The sequence below is a fragment of the Janthinobacterium sp. P210006 genome, assembly GCF_036231885.1.
Classification (GTDB): Bacteria; Pseudomonadota; Gammaproteobacteria; order Burkholderiales; family Burkholderiaceae_D; genus Janthinobacterium; species Janthinobacterium violaceinigrum.
On the sequence record NZ_JAZARD010000001.1, the window covers coordinates 919,770 to 939,603 of the forward strand.

At 63.2% G+C, this 19,834-nt stretch carries 18 protein-coding genes; 10 read left to right on the forward strand and 8 right to left on the reverse strand.

All coding sequences use genetic code 11. The features are described 5' to 3' along the window. Positions 1-76 precede the first annotated feature (76 nt). Complete coding sequence (locus VPH41_RS04040; protein WP_046685991.1) at positions 77-856, reverse strand: IclR family transcriptional regulator; 780 nt, start codon at positions 854-856, stop codon at positions 77-79. Positions 857-1,009: 153 nt separating this feature from the next. On the opposite strand from VPH41_RS04040, the gene VPH41_RS04045 reads away from it, so the two are divergent. The 8 genes from VPH41_RS04045 (at position 1,010) to VPH41_RS04080 (ending at position 7,908) form a co-directional block, all read left to right on the forward strand. Further along, the gene (locus VPH41_RS04045) at positions 1,010-1,393 is read left to right on the forward strand and encodes a diacylglycerol kinase (RefSeq protein WP_328569047.1); all 384 of its coding nucleotides are present in this window, start codon (positions 1,010-1,012) and stop codon (positions 1,391-1,393) included. Between the two features lie 143 nt (positions 1,394-1,536). After that, on the forward strand, positions 1,537-2,541 hold the full coding sequence (locus VPH41_RS04050; protein WP_152283347.1) for a sulfate ABC transporter substrate-binding protein: 1,005 nt from the start codon (positions 1,537-1,539) through the stop codon (positions 2,539-2,541). Between the two features lie 53 nt (positions 2,542-2,594). After that, complete coding sequence (locus VPH41_RS04055; RefSeq protein WP_034747509.1) at positions 2,595-3,161, forward strand: RBBP9/YdeN family alpha/beta hydrolase; 567 nt, start codon at positions 2,595-2,597, stop codon at positions 3,159-3,161. A gap of 43 nt (positions 3,162-3,204) precedes the next feature. Next, positions 3,205-3,843, forward strand: a complete 639-nt coding sequence (locus VPH41_RS04060) for a peroxiredoxin (RefSeq protein ID WP_328569048.1) — start codon at positions 3,205-3,207, stop codon at positions 3,841-3,843. A 249-nt stretch (positions 3,844-4,092) separates the two neighbouring features. Further along, positions 4,093-4,962 carry a sulfate ABC transporter permease subunit CysT gene (cysT, locus tag VPH41_RS04065; RefSeq protein ID WP_152257489.1) on the forward strand — a complete coding sequence of 290 codons (870 nt, stop codon included), beginning with the start codon at positions 4,093-4,095 and terminating at the stop codon, positions 4,960-4,962. Next, complete coding sequence (gene cysW / locus VPH41_RS04070; protein ID WP_152283348.1) at positions 4,959-5,888, forward strand: sulfate ABC transporter permease subunit CysW; 930 nt, start codon at positions 4,959-4,961, stop codon at positions 5,886-5,888. Before cysT ends, cysW begins: the two co-directional genes overlap by 4 nt. 2 nt (positions 5,889-5,890) lie before the next feature. After that, positions 5,891-6,961, forward strand: coding sequence for a sulfate/molybdate ABC transporter ATP-binding protein (locus VPH41_RS04075; RefSeq protein WP_328569049.1), 1,071 nt, complete (start codon positions 5,891-5,893; stop codon positions 6,959-6,961). A gap of 14 nt (positions 6,962-6,975) precedes the next feature. Further along, positions 6,976-7,908, forward strand: a complete 933-nt coding sequence (locus VPH41_RS04080; protein WP_152257486.1) for a CysB family HTH-type transcriptional regulator — start codon at positions 6,976-6,978, stop codon at positions 7,906-7,908. Here the strand turns inward: VPH41_RS04080 and VPH41_RS04085 are convergent. Together VPH41_RS04085 and VPH41_RS04090 are read right to left on the reverse strand one after the other, a co-directional pair. Next, positions 7,905-8,264 (reverse strand): MmcQ/YjbR family DNA-binding protein, encoded by a 360-nt coding sequence (locus VPH41_RS04085; protein ID WP_328569050.1) that lies wholly within the window; start codon positions 8,262-8,264, stop codon positions 7,905-7,907. The two genes, VPH41_RS04080 and VPH41_RS04085, sit on opposite strands and share 4 nt — an antisense overlap. Further along, positions 8,261-8,872, reverse strand: coding sequence for an immunity protein Imm33 domain-containing protein (locus VPH41_RS04090; RefSeq protein WP_328569051.1), 612 nt, complete (start codon positions 8,870-8,872; stop codon positions 8,261-8,263). Before VPH41_RS04090 ends, VPH41_RS04085 begins: the two co-directional genes overlap by 4 nt. Before the next feature lie 110 nt (positions 8,873-8,982). Between VPH41_RS04090 and VPH41_RS04095 the strand changes: the two genes are divergently transcribed. Further along, positions 8,983-9,819, forward strand: coding sequence for an aldo/keto reductase (locus VPH41_RS04095; RefSeq protein ID WP_328569052.1), 837 nt, complete (start codon positions 8,983-8,985; stop codon positions 9,817-9,819). Positions 9,820-9,868: 49 nt separating this feature from the next. Here VPH41_RS04095 and VPH41_RS04100 read toward each other — a convergent pair whose 3' ends face one another. From VPH41_RS04100 to VPH41_RS04110, 3 genes are all read right to left on the reverse strand, one after another. Next, the gene (locus tag VPH41_RS04100; RefSeq protein WP_328569053.1) at positions 9,869-12,292 is read right to left on the reverse strand and encodes a TonB-dependent receptor plug domain-containing protein; all 2,424 of its coding nucleotides are present in this window, start codon (positions 12,290-12,292) and stop codon (positions 9,869-9,871) included. Between the two features lie 296 nt (positions 12,293-12,588). Beyond that, positions 12,589-13,635, reverse strand: coding sequence for an aldo/keto reductase (locus VPH41_RS04105; RefSeq protein ID WP_328569054.1), 1,047 nt, complete (start codon positions 13,633-13,635; stop codon positions 12,589-12,591). Between the two features lie 9 nt (positions 13,636-13,644). Beyond that, positions 13,645-14,694, reverse strand: coding sequence for a quinone-dependent dihydroorotate dehydrogenase (locus VPH41_RS04110; RefSeq protein WP_328569055.1), 1,050 nt, complete (start codon positions 14,692-14,694; stop codon positions 13,645-13,647). Between the two features lie 221 nt (positions 14,695-14,915). Here VPH41_RS04110 and VPH41_RS04115 point away from each other — a divergent pair, with 221 nt between their 5' ends. After that, the gene (locus VPH41_RS04115; RefSeq protein WP_328569056.1) at positions 14,916-18,221 is read left to right on the forward strand and encodes a S41 family peptidase; all 3,306 of its coding nucleotides are present in this window, start codon (positions 14,916-14,918) and stop codon (positions 18,219-18,221) included. A gap of 111 nt (positions 18,222-18,332) precedes the next feature. Here the strand turns inward: VPH41_RS04115 and VPH41_RS04120 are convergent, their stop codons facing one another. Both VPH41_RS04120 and aat read right to left on the reverse strand, forming a co-directional pair. Next, a complete protein-coding gene (locus VPH41_RS04120) occupies positions 18,333-19,055 on the reverse strand; it encodes an arginyltransferase (protein WP_287779387.1) in 723 nt (240 codons plus the stop codon). Positions 19,056-19,115: 60 nt separating this feature from the next. Continuing rightward, on the reverse strand, positions 19,116-19,832 hold the full coding sequence (aat, locus tag VPH41_RS04125) for a leucyl/phenylalanyl-tRNA--protein transferase (protein ID WP_152283357.1): 717 nt from the start codon (positions 19,830-19,832) through the stop codon (positions 19,116-19,118). Between the last annotated feature and the right edge of the window lie 2 nt (positions 19,833-19,834).

Sequence of the window (19,834 nt, forward strand, 5' to 3'; positions counted from 1 at the left end):
CTCTGTACGGGGGCGCCGAGCCGGTGAGCATCGCAGGCCGCAAAGCGCGCCGCGTAGCAGGTTTGGTCAGGCGTTCTCAGTCTTGGGGAATGAATCCCAAGGTCACGGAAATCTGGTTCGCCGTCTCGACCAGGTCCACCAGCCACTCATCCTGCAAGCGGTCGGCCGGTGCCGAGATCGACAGGCCGGCAATCAGCTTGCCGGAGTCGTCGCGGATGCCGGCGGCCATGCAGCGCACGCCCAGTTCCAGCTCTTCATTGTCGCGCGCATAGCCGCGTTCGCGCACCAGGCTCAGCTCGCGCTCGAGCTTTTGCAGATCCGTGATGGAATTCTTGTTGTGCCCGGCCAGGCCCGTGCGCGTGGCGTAGGCGCGGATGGCTTTCGGCTCGTCCACGGACAGGAACAGCTTGCCCGTCGAGGTCAGGTGCAGCGGGCCGCGCCCGCCGATGGCGCGCACCACCTGCATGCCCGAGCGCTCGGAAAAGGCGCGGTCGATGTAGACGATCTCGTCGCCCTGGCGCACGGACAGGTTGATCGTTTGCTGGGTTTTCTTGTGCAGCTGGCGCATGAAGTCCAGCGCCGCTTCGCGCACGCTGAGGCGGCTTTTCACCACATTGCCCAGTTCCAGCAGACGCATGCCCAGCCGGTAGGTGCCCGGTTCGATGCGGTCGACAAAGCGCGTCAGCACCATGTCGTTGAGGATGCGGTGCGCCGTTGAAGGGTGCAGCCCGGAAACTTTCGACAATTCCTTCAGGCTGACCGGGTCGGAATATTTGGCCAGGGCATCGAGCAGGGCGACCATGCGTTCGATCACCTGGATCGTCGTCTTCGGGGCAGCGACCGGTTCAATTTTCATGATGGATTTGGTGCAATGCAGTATTCATGCATCTTTATACCATGATGTGAAAAAATAGTGAAATGTTCCGAGATATTCAGCGAAAAAATTGTCACAATTCCTATTTCGGCCCCCATAATGTGAGCATCGCACTCGCTGGACACGTGGAAAACTATGCAACCTGTAAATGAATTCAAGAGTAAAAGTGGCTTGAAACGGATTTTTTCCGCCTTTTTCTACTCGCTCGATGGCTTGAAGGCGGCCTGGCGCGATGAACACGCGTTTCGCCAGGAGCTGGGCCTGTTCGTCGTCGGCACCGTGATCGCCTTGCTGCTGCGTATCTCCGCCTTTGAAAAACTGGTGCTGATCGGCGTGCTGCTGCTGGTCCTGATCGTCGAACTGATCAATTCCGCGCTGGAAGCCGTGGTCGACCGCATTTCGCTGGACCGCCATCCGCTGTCGAAAAACGCCAAGGACTTCGGCAGCGCCGCCGTGCTGCTCACCTGCATCCTGGCCTTCGCCACGTGGGCCGTCGTATTATTTAACCGTTTCTATTAACCGTTTCTATTAACCGCTTTATCTCCGTTGCGCGCCGTCCATATGCGAAAAATGTATATCAAACGGCGAAACGCTTCGTTCTCTTTACGGCCGTTGCGCCGTAATCTGGTGGCTCTGAAAGTTCAACCACACGGGGATCTTAGATGCTGTCGAAAAAAATCATCATTGCCGCCGCCATCAGCGCGTTTGCCATTCTGCAAACGGCGCAGGCTGCCGATATCACCCTGCTCAACGTGTCGTATGACCCGACGCGCGAGCTGTACCAGGATGTGAACACGGCATTTGCCAAGGAATGGAAAGGCAAGACGGGCGACAACGTCAAGATCAAGCAATCGCACGGCGGTTCCGGCAAGCAGGCGCGCGCCGTCATCGACGGCCTGGAAGCGGACGTGGTCACTTTGGCCCTGGCCTATGACATCGACGCGCTGGCCGAGCACAAGCTGCTGGCGGCCGATTGGCAAAAGCGCCTGGCGCACAACAGCTCGCCGTACACCTCGACCATCGTGTTTCTCGTGCGCAAAGGCAATCCGAAAGGCATCAAGGATTGGAACGACCTGATCAAGCCGGGCGTCTCCGTTATCACGCCGAATCCGAAAACCTCGGGCGGCGCCCGCTGGAACCACCTGGCTGCCTGGGGCTACGCGCTGCGCCAGCCGGGCGGCAATGAAGCGAAGGCCAAGGATTTCCTGGGCAAACTGTACAAGAACGTGCCCGTGCTCGATTCCGGCGCGCGCGGCGCCACCACCACGTTCGTCGAACGGGGCATCGGCGACGTGCTGATCGCCTGGGAAAACGAGGCTTACCTGGCCGTCAAGGAACTGGGCCCGACCAAGTTCGACATCATCACGCCTTCCGTCAGCATTCTGGCCGAGCCGCCCGTCGCCGTCGTCGATAAATTTGCCGACAAGCACGGTACGCGCAAGGTGGCCGAGGCTTACCTGAACTACCTGTACACGGACGAAGCGCAAGACATTATCGCCAAGAACTACTACCGTCCGGCAACGGACAAAGCGGCGAAGAAATACGCGTCCCAATTTGCCAAGGTCAACCTGTTCACGATCGAGCAAGTGGCGGGCGGCTGGACGGCCGCACAGAAGGCGCACTTTGCCGACGGCGGCATCTTCGACCAGATCTATCAGCCGAAGTAATCTTCACCGGCAGGCGGCAACGCTTGCCGGAATCGATCACGCAAGGACACATCATGGCGCTGCGCAGCTTTTCCGATTACCGGGTATTGATCGTGCCGGGCTTGCATAACAGCGGTCCCGAGCATTGGCAAAGCCGCTGGCAGCGCCTGTATCCGCAATTCGAGCGGGTCGAGCAGGATGACTGGAACGCTCCCGACCTGGCCACCTGGTCGGCGCGCCTGGACCAGGTGCGGCGCCAGGATGCGCGCCCGACCCTGATCGTCGCCCACAGCTTCGGCTGCCTGACGACGGCGCACAGCCTGGCCCGCGACCCGCAGGGCGTGGCCGGCGTGCTGCTGGTGGGACCGGCCGATCCGGACAAGTTCGGCGTGGCGAAGGCCTTGCCGCAAAAGCGCCTGCCTTGCCCCGGCATCCTGATCGCCAGCCAGACGGACCCGTGGATGACGGCCGAACATGCGGCCCAGTGGGCACGGCGCTGGAATTGCAAGTATATTGATGGCGGTGCGCTGGGCCATATCAACGCCGAGTCGCGCCTTGGCGACTGGGTCTACGGCCAGGCGCAGCTGCAAACGCTGTTTGATCTGGCGCAAAGCGACAAGCGCCACCGTCAGGCAGCCTGATACGACGAACATTCCGCTACACAAACCTCACAAGGAGATCACGATGACTTTACGCCTGGGCGATGTCGCCCCTGATTTTGAACAAGACAGCTCGATCGGCCCGCTCAAGTTCCACGTGTGGGCTGGCAATTCCTGGGTGGTGCTGTTTTCCCACCCGGCCGACTTTACCCCCGTGTGCACGACGGAACTGGGCTTGACGGCCAAGCTCAAGCCGGAATTCGACAAGCGCAACGTGAAGGCCATCGCCCTGTCCGTGGACGCGGCCGAGTCGCACAAGAGCTGGATCAAGGATATCGAAGAGACGCAGAACACGGTGGTGGGCTTCCCCATCATCGCCGACGTCGACAAGAAAGTGTCGGTGCTGTACGACATGATTCACCCGGAGCAATCCGTCACGGCCACCGTGCGTTCCGTGTTCATTATCGACCCGAACAAGAAAGTGCGGCTGATCCTCACGTATCCGCTGAGCACGGGCCGCAACTTCAATGAAATCCTGCGCGTCATCGACGCCCTGCAATTGACGGACGGCTATACCGTGGCCACGCCCGGCAACTGGAAAGATGGCGACGACGTCATCATTCCATTGACCGTGCAAGACCCGGACGTGATCAAGCAGAAGTATCCGAAGGGCTTTACGGCTGCCAAGCCATATTTGCGCCTGACGCCGCAGCCGAACAAATAATTGCACCGCAAGAACGGGGTCAGTTGCTTCGCATTCCCCCTCGTGGTCTGACCCCAGCATTTGTCTCGGGTATGAATATGTCTAAGAAGCAAAAACGCACCTGTCCGGTGCGTTTTTTTTCGCCCGTGCCATTTGCTGCCAAGTATGCAAAATCCATCTAAGCAAATGAGAAATGGTTAGTTCTTTTTATAACGATTGCATGTGAATATTGCAGTCTATAACTCAAAAATGTAATAAGAAGGAGTTTCTATGTCTGCAGTATCAGCATCAGCAGCGCCGCTCAAGGCGCGCGGCGCGCCGTTTCGGGTCATGCCGGGGTTTAAGCTGTCACTGGGCTTCACGCTCTTTTATCTGGCCCTGATCGTTCTCATTCCGCTGTCGTCGGTATTCCTGAAAACCTTCACCATGACGTGGGACGCCTTCTTCAGCGCCGTCACGTCCGACCGCGTGATGGCCTCGTACCGGCTGACGTTTGGCGCCTCGCTGATCGCTGCCCTGCTGAACGTGGTGTTCGGCGGCATCCTGGCCTGGGTGCTCGTGCGTTACAAATTCCCCGGCAAGCGCATCATCGACGCGCTGGTCGATTTGCCGTTCGCCTTGCCGACGGCCGTGGCCGGCATCACCCTGACGGCCCTGTATTCGTCGAACGGCTGGTTTGGCCAGTTCATCGAGGGCGTGCTGGGCATCAAGGTGGCGTTCACGCCGCTGGGCGTGGTGGTGGCGCTGACCTTCATCGGCTTGCCCTTCGTCGTGCGCACCGTGCAACCGGTGCTGGAAGACGCGGAAAAGGAACTGGAAGAAGCGGCCGCCAGCCTGGGCGCCAATTCCTTGCAAACGTTTATCCGTGTCATCTTCCCCACCATCCTGCCCTCCTTGCTGACGGGCTTTGCGCTGGCGTTTGCCCGCGCCACGGGCGAGTACGGCTCCGTGATCTTTATCGCCGGCAATATGCCAATGGTGTCGGAAATCACGCCGCTGTTCATTATTACCAAGCTGGAACAATACGATTACGCGGGTGCCACGGCCATTGCCGTGGTGATGCTGGTGGTGTCCTTCCTGCTGTTGTTGACGATTAACCTGCTGCAAGCATGGACGCGCGGAAAGGCGAAGAAATCATGAGTACGAATATTACTGCCGTCGCCAGCGCGGAAGATGCGCTGCCCAAAGCGGCGCGCCGTTTCGAGCCGAATGTCGGTCCCGTCGTGCTGGAACCGCTGTGGGTGCGCACGGTCCTGATCACCGTCGCCTTGTTGTTCCTGACGGCGTTCCTCATCGTGCCCCTGGTAGCCGTGTTTGCGGAAGCCTTCAAGAAGGGCTGGGAAGCGTACATCGCGGCCATCATCGATCCGGATGCGATTTCCGCCATTAAATTGACCCTGATCACGGCCGCCATCGCCGTGCCGCTGAACCTGGTGTTCGGCGTGGCTGCCTCGTGGTGCATCGCCAAGTTCGACTTCCGCGGCAAGAGCATCCTGCTGACCCTGATCGACTTGCCGTTTTCCGTCTCGCCCGTGATTTCCGGCCTGATCTATGTGCTGATGTTTGGCGCCCAGGGCTGGTTCGGTCCGTGGCTGCAGGCGCACGACATCAAGATCCTGTTTGCCGTGCCCGGCATCGTGCTGGCCACCATCTTCATCACCTTCCCGTTTGTGGCGCGCGAGCTGATCCCGCTGATGCAGTCGCAGGGCAGCGAAGAGGAAGAGGCCGCCATCGTGCTGGGCGCCTCGGGCTGGAACACCTTCCGTCGCGTGACCTTGCCGAACATCAAGTGGGGCTTGCTGTATGGCGTGATCCTGTGTAACGCCCGCGCCATGGGCGAGTTCGGCGCCGTGTCCGTGGTGTCCGGCCATATCCGCGGCGAAACGAACACCATGCCGCTGCAGGTGGAGATTCTGTACAACGAGTACAACTTCGCCGCCGCGTTTGCCGTCGCCTCCCTGCTGGCCCTGCTGGCCCTGGTGACCCTGGCCCTGAAAGCCTTTATTGAGTGGCGTTTGAACGAGAGCAACGCCGACGATTCCGCCTTACGTTCCACGGAGCACTGATCATGACCATCGCAGTTAAAAACATCCACAAGCGCTTCGGCGATTTCGTCGCCCTCGACAATATCTCGCTGGACTTTCCCGCCGGCGAACTGACGGCCCTGCTGGGCCCGTCCGGTTGCGGCAAGACCACCTTGCTGCGCATTATTGCCGGCCTCGAACATCCGGACAGCGGCCAGGTGCTGCTCGACGCGGAAGATGCGTCGAACCGCCACGTGCGCGAGCGGCAAGTGGGTTTCGTGTTCCAGCATTACGCGCTGTTCAAGCACATGACGGTGTTCGAGAACGTGGCATTTGGCTTGCGCGTGAAGTCGCGCAGCGAGCGCCCGTCGGAAGACCAGATCCGCCGCAAAGTGAAGGATTTGCTGGAACTGGTGCAGCTGGACTGGCTGGCCGACCGCTATCCGCCGCAATTGTCGGGCGGCCAGCGCCAGCGCATCGCCCTGGCGCGCGCCCTGGCCGTCGAGCCCCGCGTGCTGCTGCTGGACGAACCGTTCGGCGCCCTCGATGCCAAGGTGCGCAAGGAATTGCGCCGCTGGCTGCGCCGCCTGCACGACGACTTGCACGTCACCAGCATTTTCGTCACGCATGACCAGGAAGAAGCACTGGAAGTGGCGGACCAGGTGGTGCTGATGAACAAGGGCACCGTCGAGCAGCTCGGTTCGCCCGAGCAAGTCTACAACCACCCCGCGTCGCCGTTCGTGTATGGCTTCCTCGGCAACGTCAACCTGTTCCACGGCCGCGTGCATGACGGCGTGATGGCCACGGGCGACGCCAGCTTCGAGGTACCCGATTACGCGGGCGTGAGCGACAGCAAGGGCACGGCCTATGTGCGTCCGCACGACCTGGAAATCGACCGCTACACGCAGGGCGCGGAAGGCATCGTCGTGAAACTGAGCCGTGCCCATGCCATCGGCCCGCTGGCCCAGCTGGACTTGCAGCGCGTCGATAACAGCGAACTGATCGAAGCGGTGATGTCGAACGAGCGTTTCAGCCATCTGCAGCTGAAAGAGGGCGAGACCCTGATCGTGCGCCCGAAACGATTACACGTGTTCGTCGAACCGACAAGAACCTAAAGGCTGGAACCAATATGAACTTTCAACAACTGCGATCGATCCGCGAAGCGGCCCGCCGCGGCTATAACCTGACGGAAGTGGCCAACGCCCTGTTCACGTCGCAGCCGGGCGTGAGCCGGCAGATCCGCGAACTGGAAGACGAGCTGGGCGTGGTCATCTTCGAGCGCAACGGCAAGCGATTGACGGGCTTGACGGAACCGGGCAAGGGCATCCTGAAAATCGTCGACCGCCTCTTGATCGAAGCGGAAAACCTGCAGCAGGCCAGCCTCGAATACAGCGGCCAGACCAGCGGCACCCTGTCCGTGGCGGCCACGCACACGCAGGCCCGTTATGCGCTGCCGAAAGTGGTGCAGGGCTTCCGCGCCGCCTTCCCCGACGTGCGTATTGCGCTACAACAAAGCGCGCCCGAGCACATCGCGGAATGGGTGTTGTCGGGCAAGACCGATATCGGCATCGCCACGGAAGGCTTGAGCCAGTTCCCCGACCTCGTGTCGTTCCCGTGCTACCGCTGGAGCCATCTGATCGTCGTGCCGGACGGCCACCCGCTGCTCGAGCATTCGCCCATCCGCCTGGAAGACCTGGCGAAATATCCCTTGATTACCTACGACAAGGGTTTCACGGGCCGTGGCCATATCGACGATGCGTTCGCCAAGGCGGGCGTGGCCACCGACATCATCCTGACGGCCATGGATTCGGACGTCATCAAGCAATACGTGGCGCTGGGCCTGGGCGTGGGCATCGTCGCGTCCATGGCCTTCGACCACGGCCGCGACAAGGGGCTGCGGGCCGTGGAAGCGTCGCATCTGTTCGCCACTAACACGACGCGCCTGGCCGTGCGCCGCGGCGCCTACCTGCGCGCGTATGCCTACGAGTTCATCCTGCAACTGGCGCCGGATCTGACGCGCGAAGACATCGACCGCGCCATGGCGGGCGAAGAGCCGCTTTAAGCTGACGCGAGCGCGGCCCGCTGCGCGCGCGTCAGGCTGGCCACGGCGCGCGCGTGGGAATCCTGCAGCAGTTCCAGCAGGTAATCGGCGGGGAAGCGCGCCACGTCGACGATGGTCACCCAGTGAAAGCGGCCCATGTAGCGGGCCGGCTTGACGCCCGGCATGTCCGTCAGTTCGATGAAGCGCTCGGCGCTGGCGCGCAGGCTGAAGCGCCACTGCTCGGGGGCGCTGGTCTTAAAATAGGCAAACTTCTTGCCGCTCACTTCATACACGAGGATGTTCGACGGCGGGCCGTACAGCACGGCTTGCGCGCCGGGCAGGGCCGCGCAAACGTCTTTCAGTTCATCACTTGTCATTCGTCAACCGCCATGAATTGTTGGGTGTTATGGTCGAAGGCATAGGCCGCGCCGGTGGGAGCGTCCAGCAGCGCAATGAAACGGTCATCCACGCTGAGCACGGCGCCCAGCGACACGAGGGCCACGTTGGCGCTGTCGTTGATGTAGTCGTCGCTTTCGTCGTTGGCCGTGAAGCGCCAGCCGCTGTCGTCGGCGGTGTCCGGTTCCTCGCGGTACAGGTAGCCGACGGGCGCGCCGTCTTCCAGCACTCTTTTCGTGACGAAGCACAGGCCCGCGTAGCGGTTGACGAGGTTATCGTCATCGTCGTGCTGCGTATTGATGATGTGGCGTGCCGCGAAGGCGATGGGGTCTTGCGCGTGCAGGTCGCGGATGTAGCCGGGCGTGTTGTCGAGCTTGCCCGTGAATTGGCCGCCGGCGTCCACCGTATCGACCAGCACCCACATGCGCTCGGCGCCCGGCGCGTGCGGATCGTCGCTGTGGAAGGCGAAGATCAGCTTGACCACGTCGCCGGGGCGCACCTGGGCGATGGCCTCGGGCGGCGATTTATAGAAGGTGTAGGGATGGCGCGCCGCCAGTTCGGCTGCGTCGGCCAGGTGCCAGCTGGGCATGGTGATCCGTCGTCAGGAAAGAAAGCCCATGGTAGCCGATTGCACGCCTGAAAGCACGCCGCGCGCGCAAGCCGTATGATGGCCGTTCCCCCTCTCACACAAGGACAGGCATGACGGACGCAACGATCCCCCATTTACCCCTCAACGATGGCCGGCGCATCGCGCAGATCGGCTTTGGCACCTGGCCGCTCGACGATGCGCAGGCGGAGACGGCCGTGCAGGCGGCGCTGGCCTGCGGCTACCGCCTGATCGATACGGCGGCCCGCTACGGCAATGAAACGGGCGTGGGCCGCGGCATCGCCGCCAGCGGTCTGCCGCGCGGCGAGGTGGCGATCACCAGCAAGCTGCGCGGCAGCGAGCACGGTTACGAGACGACCTTGCGCGCCTTCGACGCCACCATGGCCGCGCTGGGCACCGATTACCTCGACCTGTACCTGATCCATTGGCCGCTGCCCATGCGGGACCTGTATGTGGACACGTGGCGCGCCTTCGTGCGCCTGCGCGAGGAAGGGCGCATCCGCTCGATCGGCGTATCGAATTTCCAGCCCGCGCATATCGAACGCCTGCTGGCGGAGACGGGCGTGCTGCCCGCCGTGAACCAGCTCGAGCTGCACCCGGACTTCACGCAGGCGGCCTTGCGCGCCTGGCATGCGCGGCAGGGCATCGTCATCGAGTCATGGAGTCCGCTGGGACGCGGCGCGCTGCTGCAGGACGCCACCGTGCTGCGCCTGGCGCAGAAGCACGGGCGCTCGGCCGCGCAAATCCTGCTGCGCTGGCATGTGCAGCACGGCCTGGTGGCGATCCCGAAATCGCAGGACCCGGCGCGCATGGCACAAAACCTGGCCGTCTTCGACTTTGCCCTCGACGGTGACGACCTGGCGGCGCTGGCGCTGCTCGACGGCGATCATCGCCAGGGCGGCGATCCCGATACCAACGACGAACGGTAAACGAAAAAAGGGAGGCGCGAGGCCTCCCTTTGCATTGCTGCGGCAGCGCTTACCAGCTGTAGCCGGCCTTGGCGTAGTAGTAGCGGCCGTTGAAACCGTTCGGCGCGAAGATGCTGTAGGGCTGCGTGCCGTTGACGTTCAGGTTGCCGTTGCTGGTCACTTGCGCCGGGTAGCGGTTGGTGACGTTGTCGATGCCGGCCACCAGGCGCCAGTTCTTGTCCAGCTTCACGGAACCGGACAGGTCCAGCACCCATTGCGGGTCATACGTCTGGTCCAGCTTGACGTCGTTTTGCGGCACGGTGAAGCTGCCGTAGCGCGTCACGACGCCGTGCGCATTCCAGATGCCGAAGCTGTAGTCGGCGGCCAGGCTGAACTTGTCCTTCGGCGACGCCACCGTGATGCGGTCGATGCTCTGGCGGTCGATCAGTTTCAGGTTGTTGGCCGTCAGGATGGCCGGATTGTCGGCGATTTTTTGTACCGTGCTCTTGTTGTGGTTGTACGCCGCGGTGAGGTCCAGGCGGTTCTTGTCCTGCAGGTCGATGCGGTAGGTGCTGACGATGTCCACGCCTTCCGTGCGCGTATCGACGGCGTTGGTGAAGTAGCGCGCCGCGCCCACGGGCGTGCCTTGCGCCGCCAGCTGGCTCTTGAGCTTGTCGTTCAGCGCCAGGTTGGCCGAGAACAGGATGCGGTTGTCGATGTCGATGCGGTAGGCGTCGATGCTGGTGGTGAAGTTGCGGTTGGGCTGGAACTGCAGGCCCAGGCTGTAGTTGCGGGCCTTTTCCGGTTTCAGGTCCTGTGCGCCGAGGGCGCGCGCCTGCGGCGTGTTGACGGCAAAGGTGCCCGTCTCGATGGCCGTATTGGTGCCATTGACCACCTGGAAGTTGGTGGTGGTGATGGTGTAGTACTGCTGCGCCAGCGACGGTGCGCGGAAGCCGCTCGACACGGTGCCGCGCAGGGACAGGGCGTCCGTGAACGCGTAGCGGGCCGAACCCTTGGCCGAGGTGGTGCTGCCGAAGTCGCTGTAGCGCTCATGGCGCAAGGCCACGCCGCCGGACAGATTTTTCGTCGCTTCCGCTTCCAGGTTTACGTAGATCGATTCGTTGTGGCGCGAATGGCTGCCTGCGTTGGCAGGACGGAAGCCGGCAAAGCCTTGCGAGCCGCCACCCGTGTACGACGCTGCGTCGCCGGCGCCGATGCTGTATTTCTCATGGCGCGCTTCGGCGCCCACGGCTACCGTCAGCGGGCCGGAGAAGGCGGCGACAGGGAATTCGCGCGCCGCATCGAGGTTAAAGACGGTCTGCTCGTTTTTCAGCGAACCGGCATAGAAATGCGTGGGGCTGTTCGCGCCCAGCGACTGGTTGACCGTGTTGTCCAGGTCCAGCTCGAACTTGTTGCTGCCGTAGTTCAGGCTGGCATCCCAGCGCCAGCCGGCCGCTTCGCCGCGCAAGCCCGTGACGAGGGACTGGTCCGTCAGCGTGCTGTTTTGCAAAGGCAAAAAGCCTTCCGGGAAGAGCGGCGTGCGCTGCACGAACAGCTTCGCATTGTTCGGGTCCGGGATCAGGGCCGTGCGCCACGTGGCGGCGGCCGAGGTGTCGCGCTTGCCGTAATTGCCGAAGGCGTACCAGTCCACACTGTCATTGATGCGGTATTCGCTGTTGAGGAAAATCGTCGCCGGCTTGCTTTCCGGGTCGCCATAGCGCTGGTTGACCTTGCCATAGCGCGGTTCCAGCGGATTGCGGAAATCGGCGCCGGCGCGGTTGGTCGGATCGCGTTCCGCCACTTCGGCCGAGACGCGCACCCAGCCGTCGTCGCCCAGCTTGAAGCCGGCCGAACCCTTGATGGACTTTTGCTTGCCGTCGCGTTCCTGCGTCTGGCCATAGCCCACTTCGATATCGCCGCCGGCCGCGCCTTTTTTCAGGATGATGTTGATCACGCCGGCAATCGCGTCGGAGCCGTACTGGGCCGCGGCGCCGTCGCGCAGCACTTCCACGTGGTCGATGGCGGCCAGGGGAATGGCGTTCAGGTCGACGGGCGCCGAGCCGCGGCCCAGCGAACCGTTGACGTTGACGACGGCCGAGGTATAGCGGCGCTTGCCGTTCACCAGCACCAGGGTCTGGTCGGGCGACAGGCCGCGCAGCTGGGCCGGACGCACGGCGTCGCTGGCGTCGGCGCCTGTGGCGCGGGCAAAGTTCAGCGATGGCAGCAGGCGCGCCAGCACGGTGGCCAGTTCGGCCGAACCCGTGCTTTGCAGGTCGCGCGAGGTGAGGATGTCGATCGGCGATTCGGAATCGATGGTGCGGCGGTTCTTGGCGAAGGTGCCGGTGACCACCACCGATTGCAATTCGCCTTCGGCCGGCAGCTCTTGCTGCGCTTGCGCCTGCATGGGCAGGCTGAAGCAGGCGATCAGGCTGGCGGCGATAACGGTTTTCACGGGCAGGGCGGGAAGCTGGGAGCGGACAGTGCTTGAACTCATCGACGATATCTCTTCGGTTAGGGGATGCACGGACCATGGCGGTCCGGTGATGAAATCAGATTAACAGCGGGCACGTGGCGTGCTTACGAATCCTTATGTCTATCGATATGCAATAAATATCTGATACACGTAGAAATGACGCGAGTAGCGCATATGGCCTCGTTTCCAGCATACGACCGGGCATGGCAAGGCTGCAATGCTGCACAGCAGTAAATTGCCAGCTGTTGTATAAATACGACTATCTGCGATGAGAGTGGGTAGCCTGGCGGCGGCGTGCGCCGCCAGGCGGTGGGCGGCTACTGGCCCGGATTGGGTATCTGGGCGTGGATGGCGTCGACGGCCGCCACCAGTTCCGGCGACAGCGTGAGCTGGTGGGCGTCGATATTTTGTCGCAACTGTTCGACGCTGGTGGCGCCGATGATGGTCGAGGCGACGAACCAGCGCGTATAGCACCAGGCCAGCGCCAGCTGCGCCGGCGTCAAGCCATGCGCGCGGGCCAGCGCCGCATATTGCGTGGCCGCTTCGATGGTGGCGGGGCGCACGTAGCGGGGACTCCAGCCGGCGGGGAAGCGCGTCAGGCGGCCCTGGGCTTGCGGATCGTCGATGTATTTCGCCGTCAGCTGGCCGAATGCCAGGGGGCTGTAGGCCAGCAAGCCCACATTTTCCCGGTGGCAAGTCTCGTCCAGCAAGCTCGTTTCGAAATGGCGCGCCGTCAGGTTGTACAGGTTCTGGATCGAGGCGATGCGGGGCAAGCCTTTCAGCTCGGCCTGCTTGATGAACTCGCACACGCCCCACGACGATTCGTTCGACACGCCGATGTGGCCGATCTTGCCTTCGTCGACCAGCTTGCCCAGCACGGCCAGGGTGTCTTCGATGGCGACCGAGGCGTGCTCCTTGCGGGGGTTGTACACGCTGGCGCCGAAGATGGGCAGGTTGCGGCTGGGCCAGTGCAGCTGGTACAGGTCAATGTGCTCCGTCTGCAGCCGGCGCAGGCTGTCTTCGACGGCGGCGCGGATGTTGGCCGCGTCGTGGTTCGTCTTGCCCTTGCGTATCCAGTGCATGCGCGAGTTCGGCCCGGCCACCTTGCTGGCCAGCACGATGTCGCCGCGCCTGCCGCTTTTCTTCAGCCAGCTGCCGATATGGCGTTCCGTGCTGCCCTGCGTCTGCGCGCTGGCCATCACGGGATACATCTCGGCCGTGTCGATGAAGTTGATGCCCCGTTCCAGCGCGTAATCGAGCTGGCTGTGCGCTTCGGCTTCCGTGTTCTGTTCGCCGAAGGTCATCGTGCCCAGGCAGATCCGGCTCACTTCCAGGCTGCTGGCGCCCAGCTTGATCTTTTCCATGCGCCGTCCTTAGCGTGCCTGCTTGCCGCGCAGCGCGCGCGCGCAATCCTTGATCAGCGCGGGACCGGCGTAAATCAGGCCGCTGTACAGCTGCACCAGCTGCGCGCCCGCCTCGAACTTGGCCACGGCGTCGCTGCCCTGCATGATGCCGCCCACGCCGATGATGGGCAGCGCGTCGCCCAGTTCCGCCTTCAGCAGGCGGATCACATTGTTCGACAGTTCGAACACGGGCGCGCCGGACAGGCCGCCCGCTTCCGCGCCGTGCGGCATGCCTTCCACGGCGCTGCGCGACAGGGTCGTGTTGGTGGCGATGACGCCGTCGATCTGGTGGCGCGTGAGCGACTCGGCGATGCTTTTCACCTGTTCGCCATCCATGTCCGGCGCGATTTTCAGGGCCAGCGGCACGTAGCGTTTGTGCTTGTCCGCCAGGCGCGCCTGGGCATCTTTGAGCTGCGACAGCAGGGCGTCGAGTTCCGACGCGCCCTGCAGCTGGCGCAGGTTTTTCGTGTTCGGCGACGAGATGTTCACCGTCACATAGCTGGCGTAGGGATAGACTTTTTCCAGGCACAGCAGATAGTCGTCGGCCGCCCGCTCGATGGGCGTGTCGGCGTTCTTGCCGATGTTCAAGCCCAGCACGCCGGCGCGGTCCTGGTAGAACTTCGACGCCTGCACGTTGGCGACAAACGCGTCCACGCCGCCATTGTTAAAGCCCATGCGGTTGATGATGCCCTGCGCCTGCGGCAGGCGGAACATGCGCGGTTTCGGGTTGCCCGCCTGTGCGCGCGGCGTGACGGTGCCCACTTCGATGGAGCCAAATCCCAGGTCGGCCAGCGCGTCGATGTAGGCGCCATCCTTGTCCAGGCCGGCGGCCAGGCCCACGGGATTGGGAAAGGTGATGCCCATCACCGTGCGCGGGTCGGCTGCCGGTTTGCCGGCCAGCTTCGTCAGGCCCAGCGCGGCGGCGCGTTTCAGGGCGGGCAGGGTGAGATGGTGGGCCGCTTCGGCATCCATCGAAAACAGCAGCGGGCGGGCGAGGGAGTACAGGAATTTTTCAGACATGGGGCGCTTTGAGTAGGTGTGCGGGCCGCCGGGAACGGCTGGCGGCGCGCGGAATAAGTGCCGTATTTTACCGTGTTCCACGCAGCGGTCGGGTGTATAGTTCTTGTTGGCTAAATGCAATATTGATCCATTGATAATCCGCATCCGGCCTTGGACTTTCCTGTTTCTTCTCTGTTCTGTTTACTTCATAAGCGAGACATCGATTGAAAAAGACACGCATCTTGACGGCCATCGCAGCCGCCAGCGCACTGCTGCTGAGCCACCCGGCCCTGGCACTGCCCAATACGCAAGACACCCGCATGCTGAGCGAACCGGCCGTCTCCAGCCGCCACATCGCCTTCATCTATGCGGGCGACCTGTGGCTATCGAACCTCGACGGCGGCGGCGCGCGGCGCCTGACCTCGGACCTGGGCGACAAGTCCAACCCCGTCTTCTCGCCCGACGGCAGCCTGATCGCGTATAGCGCGAACATCGACGGCAATGTGGACGTGTACGTGATCGCGGCGGCGGGCGGCGTGCCGCGCCGCCTGACCTTCCACCCGGGCGCGGACCTGGCGCAGGCCTTCACCCCCGATGGCAAGGCCGTGATGTTTACCTCTCCGCGCGCCGCCTTCAACAACCGCTTCCAGAAGCTGTTTACGGTGCCGGTGACGGGCGGCGTGGAAACGCAGCTGGAAATCCCCAATGCCTCGCGCGCCGCCTATTCGCCCGACGGCAAGCGCATCGCCTACAACCCGCTGGCGCCCGCCTTCAAGCAGTGGAAGCGCTACCGTGGCGGCACCAATTCCTGGCTGTGGCTCTTCTCGTCGGCCGACAAATCCATCGAAAAAATCCCCCAGCCCACCACGCGCTCGAACGACGTCGACCCCATGTGGCTGGGCGATACCGTGTACTTCCGCTCGGACCGCAACGGCGAATTCAACCTGTTTGCGTATGACGTGAAGACGAAGGCCGTGCGCCAGCTGACGCAGCACACGGATTTCCCCGTGCTGAACGCCTCGGCGGCGAACGGCACGATCGTCTACGAGCAGGCCGGCTATTTGCACGCCTTCGATATCGCCAGCGGCCAGGCGCACAAACTGGCCATCGCCGTGGCCAGCGACCTGGGGCAGACGCGCCCCCGCTGGGTCAAGAACGCGAAATACATCCGCGATGCGTCGATCTCGCCCTCGGGTGCGCGCGTGGCATTCGAGTACCGGGGCGAGATCGTCACCATCCCCGCCGACAAGGGCGACGTGCGCAACCTGACGCAGACGGCCGGCGCCCACGAGCGCACGCCCATCTGGTCGCCCGATGGCCGCTCGGTCGCGTATTTTTCGGACGAGTCGGGCGAGTATGAATTGCACGTGCGTTCGCAGGACGGCAAGGGGGCGGTGAAGAAACTCAAGCTCAATGGCAGCGGCTTCTATGACAATGCCGTCTGGTCGCCCGACAGCAGGAAGATCGCGTTTGCCGACAATGGCTGGAGCATGTACGTGATCGACGTCGGCACGGGCAAGGTGCAAAAAATCGCCACGGAGCCGATGTATGGCGTGGACAAGAGCATGCGCGCCTCGTGGGCGCCCGACTCGCGCTGGCTGGCCTACACGCTCAATTCGCCCACCTACACGCGCAGCGCCTATATCTATTCCGTCGAACAGAACAAGTCGATGCCCGTGACCGATGGCTTGTCCGACGTGGCCCAGCCCGTGTTCGACAAGAGCGGCAAATACCTGTACTTCTTCGCCTCGACCAATGCGGGGCCCAGCAACAACTGGTTCTCGCAGCAGAACGAAGACAACCTGGTGACGCGCACCGTGTGGATGGCCGTGCTGCGGCGCGACTTGCCGTCGCCGCTGATCAAGGAAAGCGACGAGGAAAAGGCGGCCGGCGCGGAGAGCCGGAAGGAGTCGGCCAAGGCCGAAGCCGAGTCGAAAAACGATGCGAAGAACGAACCGAAGATCGATCCGAAGACGGGCCGCGACGACCCGAAAGTCACGGTGGCTCCCGTGGCGCCGATTGCCATCGATTTCGACGGCATCGCCACGCGCATCGTCGACCTGCCGCTGCCAGCCGCGCAGTTTTCCAACCTGACGGCCGGCGCTGCGGGACAGATCTTTCTGCTGCGCGAAAGCGATGGCAAGAAGGCCGTGCAGCGCTTTGATTTAAAGGAGCGCAAGGCGGAAACGGTGGTGGCGGAGGCGGACGATTTCGAGGTCTCGGCCGATGGCAAGAAGCTGCTGTACCGCCAGAAGGACAACTGGGCCATGGGGTCGGCCACGGGCAAGCTGCTGGCGCCGGGCGAGGGCAAGATCAAGGTCGATGCCATCGAAGTGAAAGCCGATCCGCGCGCCGAGTGGACGCAGATTTTCAATGAGGTGTGGCGCATCAACCGCGATTATTTCTATGACCCGGGCATGCACGGCGTGGACTGGAAGGCCATGCGCGACAAGTACGCCGTCTTCCTGCCCGAGCTGTCCAGCCGCGCCGACCTGAACCGGTTGATCCAGTGGATGTGCAGCGAGCTGGCCGTGGGCCATCACCGCGGTGGCGGCGGCGACGATTTCATCGAGGCGAAGAAGGTGCCGGGCGGGCTCCTGGGCGCCGATTACGAGGTGAGCGACGGCCATTACCGCTTCAAGAAGGTGTATGGCGGCTTGAACTGGAATCCCGCCCTGCGCGCGCCGCTGACGGAGCCTGGCCTGAACGTCAAGGCGGGCGAATACCTGCTGGCCGTCGACAGCCGTCCTTTGCTGCCGCCGACGAATCTCTACAGCGCCTTCGAGAACACGGCCGGCAAGGCCATCGACCTGACCGTGGGGCCATCGGCCGACGGCAAAGGCGCGCGCACGATTACCGTGGTGCCCGTGCCCACCGAGGATGCCTTGCGCAACCGCGACTGGATCGAAGGCAATATGCGCAAGGTGAATGCGGCGACGGGCGGCAAGGTGGCCTACGTGTACGTGCCCAATACGGCGGGCCTGGGCCACACCTACTTCAAGCGCTACTTCTTCCCGCAGGCGGACAAGCAGGCCATCATCGTCGACGAGCGTTTTAATGGCGGCGGCAGCGTGGCCGATTACTACATCGAGATCCTGCAGAAGAAGGAAATCGCCTGGTGGACCATGCGCTACGGCGCCGACATGAAGACGCCGTCGGCTTCCATCCAGGGGCCGCGCGCCATGCTGATCGACGAGACGGCCGGTTCGGGCGGCGACCTGCTGCCGTGGATGTTCCGCAAAAACAACATGGGTCCGCTGATCGGCAAGGCGACCTGGGGCGGCCTGGTGGGCATCCTCGGCTTCCCCGTGCTGATGGATGGCGGTTTCATCACGGCGCCCAACCTGGCGTTCTGGACGCGCGAGAACGGCTGGGGCGTGGAAAACGAAGGCGTGCCGCCCGATATCGAAGTGGAACAAACGCCGGCCGACGTCATTGCCGGGCGCGATCCGCAGCTGGAAAAGGCGATTGAGGTGATCCAGGCCGAGCTGGCGAAGAACCCGCCCGTGCGGCCTGCGCGTCCGGCGTTTCCGGACAAGAGCAAGTAGGTCGGATCAGGGGCGATGAAGGGCAGGGGGCAGACCCTCTCGATTGTTAGCTCCGAGCTTGGCGCTAACGCTCGCGGGGGTCTGACCCCGGCATTACATGCTGGGTTTGATTTACATCACCACCCACTGCCCCTTGATGCGCGCTTCCAGGGGCTTGAAGTTGATCTTGTAGGCCATTTTCGGGCTTTGCGCGATCCAGTAGCCCAGGTAGATGTAGGGCAGGCCCAGTTCCTGCGCCTGGGCGATTTGCCACAGCACGTTGTAGGTGCCGTACGAGGCGCCCGCCACGTCCGGGTCGAAGAACGTGTAGACGGACGACAGGCCATCGGCCAGCACGTCGATGATGCTGACCATGCGCAGGATGCCTGCGGCATCGCGGAATTCCACCAGGCGCGTATTGACCCGGCTTTGCAGCAGGAATTGCGCGTACTGGTCGCGGCTGTCCTGGTCCATGCCGCCGCCCGCATGGCGCGTGCTCTGGTAGCGCAGATACAGTTCGTAGTGCTCGTCGAGGAAGGACAGGCTGGCCACGCCCGCCTGCAGGTCGGCGTGCCGGTTCCACGCGCGGCGCTGGTTGCGGTTGGGCGTGAAGGACTGCGCCACCACGCGCACGGGAATGCAGGCCTGGCAGCCGTCGCAGTACGGGCGGTAGGTAAAAATGCCGCTGCGGCGAAAGCCGTTGCGCACCAGTTCCGAATACACGTCGCTGTTGATCAGGTGCGAGGGCGTGGCCACCTGCGAGCGGGCCTGGCGGTCGTCCAGATAGCTGCACGGGTAGGGCGCCGTCGTGTAGAACTGCAGGGTGGCAAACGGTAGTTCGTTCAGGTGCGTCATGCTGATCCTGTCTGGTCTGTCCGCGGCAATGAAGGTCTGCCTGAAGATATCATAGCTTTTTTATGCGGATGGCGCAGCTCGCCAATCGGTGATTTGCGCTGCTTCAATAGCGACGCGTACGTGGGCCAGGAAGCGCGCGCGCGAAATGGGCGCCGCGCCCAGCGAGGCCAGGTGTTTTGTTTCCTGCTGGCAGTCAATCATGGCCACGCCGCGCGCCTTCAAAAAGCGCACCAGCTGCGCCAGCGCGATCTTCGAGCCATCCGTGACCCGCGCGAACATCGATTCGCCATAGAACATGCGCCCGATCGATACGCCATACGCGCCGCCTACCAGTTCGCCATCGAGCCACAGTTCCGACGAGTGCGCGTAGCCCAGCTTGTGCAAGCCCGTGTAGCCGGCGATGATCTCGTCCGAGATCCACGTGCCCGGGCCATCCTTGCGCGGCGCCGCGCAGGCGCGCATGACGGCTTCGAAGTCGCCGTCGAAGCGCAGCTGCCAGCGCCCGTCCGTGGCGGCGCTGCGCTCGACCCTGCGCAGCGCCTTGGCCAGGCTGTCGGAGACCTTGAAGTCTTCCGTCATCAGCACCATGCGCGGATCGGTGCTCCACCACAGGATGGGCTGGCCTTCGGAAAACCAGGGGAAGATGCCGCGCCGGTAGGCGTCGAGCAGGCGCGCGGGCGACAGGTCGGCGCCGGCCGCCAGCAGGCCGGGCGCCTCGTCGGTCAGCGCGCGCGAAACGTCGGGAAACGGGGTGTGGATGTCGAGCCAGGGAATCATGC

Excerpts from the sequence above, each read along its gene's own strand:
- VPH41_RS04040 (WP_046685991.1), bottom strand. The coding sequence starts at position 856 with ATGAAAATTGAACCGGTCGCTGCCCCGAAGACGACGATCCAGGTGATC.
- VPH41_RS04045 (WP_328569047.1), top strand. The coding sequence starts at position 1,010 with ATGCAACCTGTAAATGAATTCAAGAGTAAAAGTGGCTTGAAACGGATT.
- VPH41_RS04050 (WP_152283347.1), top strand. The coding sequence starts at position 1,537 with ATGCTGTCGAAAAAAATCATCATTGCCGCCGCCATCAGCGCGTTTGCC.
- VPH41_RS04055 (WP_034747509.1), top strand. The coding sequence starts at position 2,595 with ATGGCGCTGCGCAGCTTTTCCGATTACCGGGTATTGATCGTGCCGGGC.
- VPH41_RS04060 (WP_328569048.1), top strand. The coding sequence starts at position 3,205 with ATGACTTTACGCCTGGGCGATGTCGCCCCTGATTTTGAACAAGACAGC.
- cysT (WP_152257489.1), top strand. The coding sequence starts at position 4,093 with ATGTCTGCAGTATCAGCATCAGCAGCGCCGCTCAAGGCGCGCGGCGCG.
- cysW (WP_152283348.1), top strand. The coding sequence starts at position 4,959 with ATGAGTACGAATATTACTGCCGTCGCCAGCGCGGAAGATGCGCTGCCC.
- VPH41_RS04075 (WP_328569049.1), top strand. The coding sequence starts at position 5,891 with ATGACCATCGCAGTTAAAAACATCCACAAGCGCTTCGGCGATTTCGTC.
- VPH41_RS04080 (WP_152257486.1), top strand. The coding sequence starts at position 6,976 with ATGAACTTTCAACAACTGCGATCGATCCGCGAAGCGGCCCGCCGCGGC.
- VPH41_RS04085 (WP_328569050.1), bottom strand. The coding sequence starts at position 8,264 with ATGACAAGTGATGAACTGAAAGACGTTTGCGCGGCCCTGCCCGGCGCG.
- VPH41_RS04090 (WP_328569051.1), bottom strand. The coding sequence starts at position 8,872 with ATGCCCAGCTGGCACCTGGCCGACGCAGCCGAACTGGCGGCGCGCCAT.
- VPH41_RS04095 (WP_328569052.1), top strand. The coding sequence starts at position 8,983 with ATGACGGACGCAACGATCCCCCATTTACCCCTCAACGATGGCCGGCGC.
- VPH41_RS04100 (WP_328569053.1), bottom strand. The coding sequence starts at position 12,292 with ATGAGTTCAAGCACTGTCCGCTCCCAGCTTCCCGCCCTGCCCGTGAAA.
- VPH41_RS04105 (WP_328569054.1), bottom strand. The coding sequence starts at position 13,635 with ATGGAAAAGATCAAGCTGGGCGCCAGCAGCCTGGAAGTGAGCCGGATC.
- VPH41_RS04110 (WP_328569055.1), bottom strand. The coding sequence starts at position 14,694 with ATGTCTGAAAAATTCCTGTACTCCCTCGCCCGCCCGCTGCTGTTTTCG.
- VPH41_RS04120 (WP_287779387.1), bottom strand. The coding sequence starts at position 19,055 with ATGACGCACCTGAACGAACTACCGTTTGCCACCCTGCAGTTCTACACG.
- aat (WP_152283357.1), bottom strand. The coding sequence starts at position 19,832 with ATGATTCCCTGGCTCGACATCCACACCCCGTTTCCCGACGTTTCGCGC.